The organism is Pantoea sp. Cy-639 (assembly GCF_011752525.1).
Classification (GTDB): Bacteria; Pseudomonadota; Gammaproteobacteria; order Pseudomonadales; family Pseudomonadaceae; genus Aquipseudomonas.
This window is the reverse complement of sequence record NZ_VWXI01000027.1, coordinates 22,495-30,579: the sequence shown is the minus strand read 5'-3', so window position 1 is coordinate 30,579 and position 8,085 is coordinate 22,495. Positions and strand designations below refer to the sequence as shown.

The window sequence follows — 8,085 nt, the reverse complement described above, 5'->3', positions numbered from 1 at the left end:
GCGGCGCAGTATATCTTGCCTCATCGACGACCTGATCGTTGGTTCCCGAGAGTAGTTAAGCAACGACCAGCAAAATATCCGACCCGAAAATGAAAATGCCAGTCAGCTTAACTGACTGGCATTAGGCCCTGGTGGCCTCCCTTTTTCGTTGTGCCGGCAGCAACGAGCGCTGGCTTATTTCACCGTGACGGTGATCTTCTGCGATTCGACGCTCGGCTTGAACGGCACGTGGTACATGTCGCCCAGCACCAACTGCAAGGTGTGCTTGCCCGGTGTCAGGGTGATGGTCGCCTCGGTCTGCGCCTTGCCGAAGTGCAGTACCTGCGGGCCTGCCGGCAGCGGCGCGTTGTTCTCGGGCATCAGGCTGGTCGGCAGCGGCTGGTCAGCCAGGGGCGCCTTGTCGACATCCACCAGCAGGTGGTGATGGCCGGTGTGCGGGGTCTGGTCGCCCGCGGGCTTGAGCCCCATGCCTTCGATGCCGAACTTGACGGTGAAGGTCTTGTCGACCGTGGCCCCGTCAGCCGGGGAAACGATGAAGACCTTGGCCCCTTCCGGTGGCTGCTGGCTCTTCAGGGCATCCGCGGCGCCGGCGAGCAGCGAGGCGCCCATCAGCAGACCGGCGACGGCAGCGCGCGAGATCAGGCTGTTCATGTACATCTCCTTTGATTCACTTCAATTGACCGCCAGCCCTTAAATGAAGCACGGCGGTACTTCACCATAGACCAACTACACCACAGGCAGTGCGAAAAACGGCTCAGAAATATTTGAGCGCGGCCAAAACATCAGTAAGGTCTCGAGGTCTGAAGCTGCGTTCGACCGAGGCGTGGAAAAAGCCGCGGCGAGCGCTATCCATCTGCCGAACAACAAAGGGGGGCACTCATGCGTTTGACCATTGGCGCACTGCTGGCGGTATTGATCAGTCCACTGGCCCAGGCCGAGCTGATCGATGAGATCAACGACCGGGGCGAGTTGCGCATTGCCGTACACAGCGATGCGGCACCGTATGCATTCAAGGAAAACGAACACCTGACCGGCTTCGACATCGAACTTGGCCAGGCCCTGGCCAAGGAGCTGGATGTTCGCGCCGAGTTTGTCGAGGCACCGGCGGACGAAGTGCTATCAGGCGTGGAGAGCGGCCGCTACGACATCGCCATCGACAAGCTCGACCCTGAACGGAAGCTGGCCCCGACGCTCACGACCAGCCAGCCCTTTGCCCAGCCTCCCCTGGTGATCCCCTTCCAGAAAGACAATCCGGCCTTCGAGAGCGCGGTGAACCATGCCCTGCAGCGCATCGAGGACGATGGCCGGCTGGAGGCGCTGGAAGCGAAGTGGTTCAAGGGTGCCACGCAGACCGCCGGCAGGCAGTGACTCCAGCGCCGTGGAAGCTGGCGCAGCCTGCGACAAGGCCCGCACCACTCAAGCGCCGGCCAACGCCCGCTGCGCCTCGTCCAGCTCCAGTTCGCTGAACACCTGCACGCCCTCGCGACGCAGCAGCGCCGTGGTCACGCCCTCCCCGGCCACCTTCACCCCGCTGAAGCTGCCGTCATAGGTCAGTCGGTTGCCGCACGACGGGCTGCCGGACTTGAGCACCGCCACGCGAATGCCATGCCAGCGCACCAGCGCCAGTGCCAACTGTGCGCCGGCCATGAACGCACCGCTGACATCCTCCCCGGTCACCGTCAGCACCTGCGCCTGCCCATCCAGCACCTGGCCGCCCTGCCCGCCCGGAATTTCCGCAGGCGGCCGTGGCGTCGGCAGGCCACCCGCCACCTCCGGGCACAACGGCACGACCCGCCCTTCGGCCTGCCACTGGCGCAGCAGGTCGGGATGCCCGCTGGCACGCCCGTCATAGCGCACCGGCTGACCCAGCAGGCAGGCGCTGACCAGGATCTTCGCCTGCTCAGAACGGGTCATTGCCACGCCGCCGGAACCAGCCCGTCAACGACAGGCGTTCGCGGCCGGCCGGCAGGACTTCGTGAGGGACTTCGCCCGAAAGGAACACCACCAGGCTGCCGGACACTGGCTGCACGTCATGCTCGACACCCTCGGCCAGGAACATGCGCAGTTGTCCACCATCCTCGGGCTGCCAACCCTCGTTGAGGTACAGCACCGCCGAGACCATGCGTCGGTCATCGTCGCGGAAGCGGTCCAGGTGACGACGATAGAAGGCGCCAGGCGGATACAAGGCGAAATGGCACTCGAAATCCTCCAGGCCAAGGAACAGGCCGCGGTTGATCGCCAGGCGCAGGCAATCCATGGCACCCAGGTAGCGATCGCAGGCCTCGGAGTCGCCGGGATCGATCCACTGGATCTGGTCGCCGCGAATCGCCTCGCGCACTTCCTGCTCGGCACCTCGTCCGACGCCTGCGGGGTTGAGTTCGCCTTCGGCGTAGCGACGCCGGCATTCGCCGGCAAGGGTGCGCGCCAGCGCTTCGGGCAGGAAGAAATTCTGCTGCGACCAGCCACGGGCGGCCAGGTCATCGACGATCGTCGACAGCATCGGATGTTCAGGAGGAATGTGCATGGCGCATCATATCCATTCGCCCCGTGCTCGCACAGCGCCACTTGGTCAGGAAGCGCTTCTGGCGTCTCGACAAAGCCCTGCCGTGACAAGGACAATAGCCGCCTGCCGACAGGAGTCCTGAATGCGCCGTTTGTTTTCCCTGCTAGTGCTGATGATCTGCACCATGCCTGTCTGGGCAGACACCCTCGATCAGCTGTACAAGGCCGCCGGCTGGCCCGACCAGCGCGCCCATTTCAACGATGCCGTGGGCGCCGCCCAGCAGCGCTATCGCAACAGCCTGCCGCCCGCGGTCTACCAGGCCCTGGTAAACAACAGCAACCAGCGCTTCCAGGCCCAGGCCATGGACCGCCGCGCCCAGGCGCAACTGCGCGCCAACCTGAAGAACCCATCGCCGGCACTGACCTTCTTCCAGTCGCCACTGGGGCGCAAGGTGGTGGCCGCCGAACTGCTGGCCACACGCAAGGACCAACTGGCGAAGAACGCCAAGGGCCTGCCGAAGATGCAGGTCAGCGACAACCGCCTGCTGATCGTCGGTCACCTGAGCCGTGCCCTGCCCGCCCGCGAGGCCGGCGCCGAGGTCAGCCTGGCGATCGCCGGGGTGGCGGCCGACAGCCTCAGCTCGATGATCCCGGGGCTGTTCGGCGGCGGCCAGGCGCAAAGCCTGCTCGACGGCCAGCGCCAGCGCCTGATGAACCAGGTCGGCGAAGACCTCGACAACACCTTGCTGTATGTCTATCGCGACCTGTCGGATGTCGAGCTGGAGGCATTCGCCACCTTCGCCGAGTCAGCCGACGGCCAGGCCTACTACAAGGCTGCCGTGACCGCGGTACGCGCGGCCCTGGCAGTGGGCCAGAACGCCGCGGACCTGAACTGATCAGCCCAGGCGCTGGTCGATGAAGTCGAAGTAGCGCCGGCGGATACCGGGCAGCTCGTTGGCCAGGTGATGCCGCGCCTCGGGCAGCATGAGGATCTGCGGGTCGGCGAACTTGGCCTTGAGCACCTCGAGGTTATGCTGCCAGTCCACCGTGCCGTCAGCCTCGCCCTGCACGATCAACAGCCGCCGCGTACTGCGCGGCGCCGACTCTATCCGCCTCACCCACTTGAGCAGCGCACCGACCCAGGCGGTCGGCAAGCGTCTTGGCTGCAGCGGATCGGCCTCGAGAAACGCCAGGAACGCCGGGTCGTTGGTGTTCTCGCTGAAGCGCCGCTCGATGCCGTTGACGAAATGGCGCAGCACCCAGTAGCTCAGTTTCGACCAGCGCCAGGCGCAGGGGCGCACCAGCGGCGCCAACAGGATCACCTGGCCGTCGGCCGGACTCTGCCCGCCACAATTGAGCAAATGGTCGATCACGATGGCCCCGCCGGTGCTCTGCCCGCACAGATGCCAGGGACGCGGCAGATCCAGCTGGCGGGCCTGGTCGAACAGCGCATCGAGGGTTCGCTGGTAGAGACCGAAGTCGTCGATGGAGGCACGCTCGCCACTGGACAGGCCATGCCCGGGCAAGTCGCAACTGATCACCGCATAGCCCCGCCCCAGCGCCCACTCGACCACATGGCGGTACAGCCCCATGTGGTCGTAGTAGCCGTGCAGCAGGAACAGCGTGGCCTGCGCTCGCTCCGGCAACCAGACCTGGCCGACCAGGTCGAATCCAGCCGCCTGGAAACCGCCGAGCCAACTGCACACCGGCAGGTCCAGGCCATAGAAGCGCTGGTAGTCCCGGGCCTGGGCAGACAGTGGCTGGCGAGCGACGAGGGGCGACAGGCTGGCGCGCAGCAGGTCGGGGTGAAAGCTGACGGGCATGGGTACATCCAGAGTGAAGCGAGTATTGATCTGCGATATTCAGCTCTGCCCGACATCGTGGCAAGCTTGCGGTCATTTCCAACCAACGACGCAGCCCCTGTGGGGCGGGCTTGCCCCGCAACAGCGATGGTGAATACAGCACCCTCGCCGCCGGCCCGCTCCCACAGGCTGCCTGCCTGGGCTCTTATGGCGAAGCGACTCCTGACACTCCTTGCATTGCTGCTCTGCGCCACGCTCCTTTGGTCGGCCTACGACCGTTTCCAGTCGCGCTACCTGCGCCCGTTCGACAACCAGACCACCTTCTTCGACGGCGGCCAACTGCGCCTGCCGCCAGAGCTGGCGGGGCCCGGTCCGGTACGGGTGGTGCACTTCTGGGACCCGGCCTGCCCATGCAACGTCGGCAACCAGCAGCACCTGGGCGAACTGGTCGAGCGCTTCGCTGCGCGAGGCGTCAGTTTCCATGTCCTGCAAAAGCCTGGCAGCCACGGCCAGTTGCCAGCCAACCTGGCGGTGATCGAGCCCCTGGCCAACCTGCCCGGCAGCGACGGGCTGCCGGCCACGCCCGCCGTGGCGATCTGGGATCGCGAAGGCAACCTGGCCTACTTCGGCCCGTACAGCGAGGGCGCGGTGTGCAACTCGAGCAACAGCTTCATCGAGCCGATCCTTGAAGCCCTGGTCGCAGGCCGGCGGGTGCAGGCCTCGAACACCCTGGCGGTGGGCTGCTACTGCCCCTGGGCCGGCTGACGCACCCGCGCCGGGTTGCCCACCACCACCGCGCCTGCCGGCACATCACGGGTCACCACGCTGCCGGCACCGACCACGGCGTTGTCGCCGATGCTCACGCCGGGGAGGATGATCGCCCCACCGCCGATCCACACGTTGTCGCCAATGCTCACCGGCCGCCCGCTCTCCAGGCCGGTGCGGCGCAGCTCAGGGTCCAGCGGATGGTCGGCGGTGTAGATCTGCACGGCAGGCCCGATCTGGCAGTCGGCGCCGATGCGCACTGGCAGCACGTCGAGGATCACGCAGTTGAAGTTCATGAAGCTGTTGGCGCCGATGCTGATGTTGTAGCCGTAGTCGCAGTAGAACGGCGGGCGGATCACCGCGCCATCGCCGGCGCTGGCGAAGTGCTCCAGCAACAGGCCGTGACGCTCGTCGTTGAGCAGCTCGACGCTGCTGTTGTAGCGCTGCATCCAGTGCTTGTTGGCGATCTGCTCGGCCTGCAGCTCGGGGCAGCCGGCGTGGTAGAGCTGGCCTTGCAGCATTTTCTGTTTTTCGCTGAGGGACATGGAAACTCCTTCCTGGGGGCTATGCTCAGTGCGCGAATCCGCCGATGATCGGACCATATTTTTCCTGCGAATGCACAAGGAGTTGCGATGAAGCGCAGCCTGACCCTGCTGGCGGTGGTGATTGTCGGGGCCGCTGCTGGCGCCGGCTATTGGTACGTGCAAGGCAAGCAACCCCTACGCGACGGCGAAGTGGCCATCAGCGGGCTGCAGGCACCGGTCAGCGCTCGCTACGACGCCCGTGGCGTGCCACACCTGCAGGCGCAGAACGAACCTGACCTGTACCGCGCGCTGGGCTATGTGCACGCCCAGGACCGGCTGTTCCAGATGGAGATCATGCGCCGCCTGGCCCGTGGCGAGCTGGCCGAGGTGCTCGGCGAAAAGCTGCTGCCCACCGATACCCTGTTCCGCAGCCTGCGCATTCGCGAGCAGGCGGCCAGGATGCTCACCCGCATCGATCCGCAGTCGCCGGCCTGGCAGGCGTTGCAGGCCTACCTGGACGGCGTCAACCAGTGGCAGGCGAGCCACCCCAGGCCGATGGAGTTCGACCTGCTCGGCATCACCCCGCGCCCCTTCACCGCCGAGGACACCCTGAGCATTGCCGGCTACATGGCCTACAGCTTCGCCGCGGCATTTCGCACCGAGCCCGCCCTCACCTACATCCGCGACCAGCTTGGTCCGGACTACCTGAAGATCTTCGACCTCGACTGGCAACCGGGCGGTGCCCTGGCCACGCCCCTGGCCGCCGTCGACTGGCACAGCCTCGAAGGGCTTGCCCGGCTAAGCCAGGATGCCCTGGCCGACGCCGGCATCCCGCAGTTCGAAGGCAGCAACGCCTGGGTCGTGTCCGGCAGCCGTACCCGCAGCGGCCGCCCCTTGCTGGCGGGCGACCCGCACATCGGTTTCGCGGTCCCGGCGGTCTGGTACGAGGCCGAACTGTCGGCGCCGGGCTTCAACCTGTACGGCTACTTCCAGGCACTCAACCCGTTCGCCCTGCTCGGTCACAATCGCGACTTCGGCTGGAGCCTGACCATGTTCCAGAACGACGACCTCGACCTGATCGCGGAAAAGACCAACCCGGCCGATTCGCAACAGGTGATGATCGACGGCCGTTGGCAGCCATTGGAACAGACCGAGGAAAAGGTCGCGGTCAAGGGCCAGGATCCGGCCACCATCACCCTGCGCCGCTCGCCCCACGGCCCGATCGTCAACAACGTGCTCGGCGACACCGCTGGCGCCGCGCCGATCGCCATGTGGTGGGCATTCCTCGAAACCGAGAATCCGCTTCTAGAGGGTTTCTACCGGATCAACCGTGCCGACAGCCTGGACAAGATGCGCGAAGCCGCCCCCCTGATCCAGGCGCCGGGCCTGAACCTGGTCTGGGCCAACGCCCGCGGCGATATCGGCTGGTGGGCTGCGGCACGCCTGCCGATCCGCCCGGACGGGGTCGACCCGGCCTTCATTCTTGACGGCAGCAGCGGCCAGGCCGACAAGCTCGGCTTCTACCCGTTCAGCGCCAACCCGCAGCAGGAGAACCCGGCCAGCGGCTACATCGTCTCGGCCAATTTCCAGCCACCGGCAGGGATGCCGATTCCCGGCTACTACAACCTGGCCGACCGGGGTCGCCAGCTCGACCGCCAACTGGCCAACCCAGACATCCGCTGGGATACCCAGAACAGCCAGGCCCTGCAGCTGGACACCAGCACCGACTACGGCCCACGTACCCTGGCACCGTTGCTCGGCACGCTGCGCAAGGTCGCCCAGGGCGATGAGGAGAAGGAGCTGGTCGAGCAACTGGCGGCCTGGCGCGGCGACTATCCGCTGGACTCCACCAGCGCCACGCTGTTCAACCAGTTCCTTTACGAACTGGCCTTCGCCGCCCTGCACGACGAGCTGGGCGACACCTGGTTCCCGGTACTGCTGAGCACCCGCGCCATCGACGCCGCCCTGCCGCGCCTGGCCGCCGACCCCGATTCGCCGTGGTGGCAGCAACGCGGCAGCACCGCCCGCACCGATCGCGCCGCCATCGTCACCCAGGCCTGGCAACGCAGCCTCGCGCACCTGCGCAAGACCCTCGGCAAGGACCCGACCAGCTGGCAATGGGGCAAGGCCCATACCCTCACCCACAACCACCCGCTGGGGGTGAAGAAGCCGCTGAACCTGCTGTTCAATGTCGGCCCCTTCGCCGCGCCGGGCAGCCATGAAGTGCCGAACAACCTCTCGGCGAAGATCGGCCCGGCGCCCTGGCCGGTCACCTACGGGCCCTCGACCCGGCGCCTGGTCGACTTCGCCGATGCCGGCGCCGCGCTGACCATCAACCCAGTCGGGCAAAGCGGCGTACCGTTCGACCGGCATTATGGCGACCAGGCCGAGGATTACATCGAGGGCCACTACCACAAGGCGCGGATGGGCGTGATTCCGGCACAGAGCACGTTGCGCCTGGTGCCGGGTCATTGATTCGCCCCATCGCGGCC

9 protein-coding genes are annotated in these 8,085 nt (G+C 66.3%); 4 read left to right on the top strand and 5 right to left on the bottom strand.

Features of this window, described 5'->3' with window-relative positions:
- Positions 1-174: 174 nt before the first annotated feature.
- On the bottom strand, positions 175-651 hold the full coding sequence (locus F3J43_RS22865; protein ID WP_166892569.1) for a DUF4399 domain-containing protein: 477 nt from the start codon (positions 649-651) through the stop codon (positions 175-177).
- Between the two features lie 228 nt (positions 652-879).
- On the opposite strand from F3J43_RS22865, the gene F3J43_RS22860 reads away from it, so the two are divergent.
- The gene (locus F3J43_RS22860; RefSeq protein WP_166892566.1) at positions 880-1,368 is read left to right on the top strand and encodes a transporter substrate-binding domain-containing protein; all 489 of its coding nucleotides are present in this window, start codon (positions 880-882) and stop codon (positions 1,366-1,368) included.
- A 48-nt stretch (positions 1,369-1,416) separates the two neighbouring features.
- On the opposite strand, the gene F3J43_RS22855 is transcribed toward F3J43_RS22860, so the two are convergent.
- Positions 1,417-1,914, bottom strand: coding sequence for a 2-thiouracil desulfurase family protein (locus F3J43_RS22855; RefSeq protein WP_166892563.1), 498 nt, complete (start codon positions 1,912-1,914; stop codon positions 1,417-1,419).
- A complete protein-coding gene (locus F3J43_RS22850) occupies positions 1,901-2,524 on the bottom strand; it encodes a 2OG-Fe(II) oxygenase (protein ID WP_166892560.1) in 624 nt (207 codons plus the stop codon). Before F3J43_RS22850 ends, F3J43_RS22855 begins: the two co-directional genes overlap by 14 nt.
- 121 nt (positions 2,525-2,645) lie before the next feature.
- On the opposite strand from F3J43_RS22850, the gene F3J43_RS22845 reads away from it, so the two are divergent.
- Complete coding sequence (locus F3J43_RS22845) at positions 2,646-3,398, top strand: DUF2059 domain-containing protein (protein WP_166892557.1); 753 nt, start codon at positions 2,646-2,648, stop codon at positions 3,396-3,398.
- Here F3J43_RS22845 and bipL read toward each other — a convergent pair whose 3' ends face one another.
- Positions 3,399-4,325, bottom strand: coding sequence for a phospholipase BipL (gene bipL / locus F3J43_RS22840; RefSeq protein ID WP_166892553.1), 927 nt, complete (start codon positions 4,323-4,325; stop codon positions 3,399-3,401).
- Between the two features lie 186 nt (positions 4,326-4,511).
- Here bipL and F3J43_RS22835 point away from each other — a divergent pair, with 186 nt between their 5' ends.
- The gene (locus F3J43_RS22835; RefSeq protein WP_166892549.1) at positions 4,512-5,069 is read left to right on the top strand and encodes a DUF6436 domain-containing protein; all 558 of its coding nucleotides are present in this window, start codon (positions 4,512-4,514) and stop codon (positions 5,067-5,069) included.
- Here the strand turns inward: F3J43_RS22835 and F3J43_RS22830 are convergent.
- Complete coding sequence (locus tag F3J43_RS22830; RefSeq protein WP_166892546.1) at positions 5,048-5,614, bottom strand: sugar O-acetyltransferase; 567 nt, start codon at positions 5,612-5,614, stop codon at positions 5,048-5,050. The two genes, F3J43_RS22835 and F3J43_RS22830, sit on opposite strands and share 22 nt — an antisense overlap.
- A gap of 87 nt (positions 5,615-5,701) precedes the next feature.
- Between F3J43_RS22830 and F3J43_RS22825 the strand changes: the two genes are divergently transcribed.
- A complete protein-coding gene (locus F3J43_RS22825) occupies positions 5,702-8,068 on the top strand; it encodes a penicillin acylase family protein (protein ID WP_166892543.1) in 2,367 nt (788 codons plus the stop codon).
- Positions 8,069-8,085 lie beyond the last annotated feature (17 nt).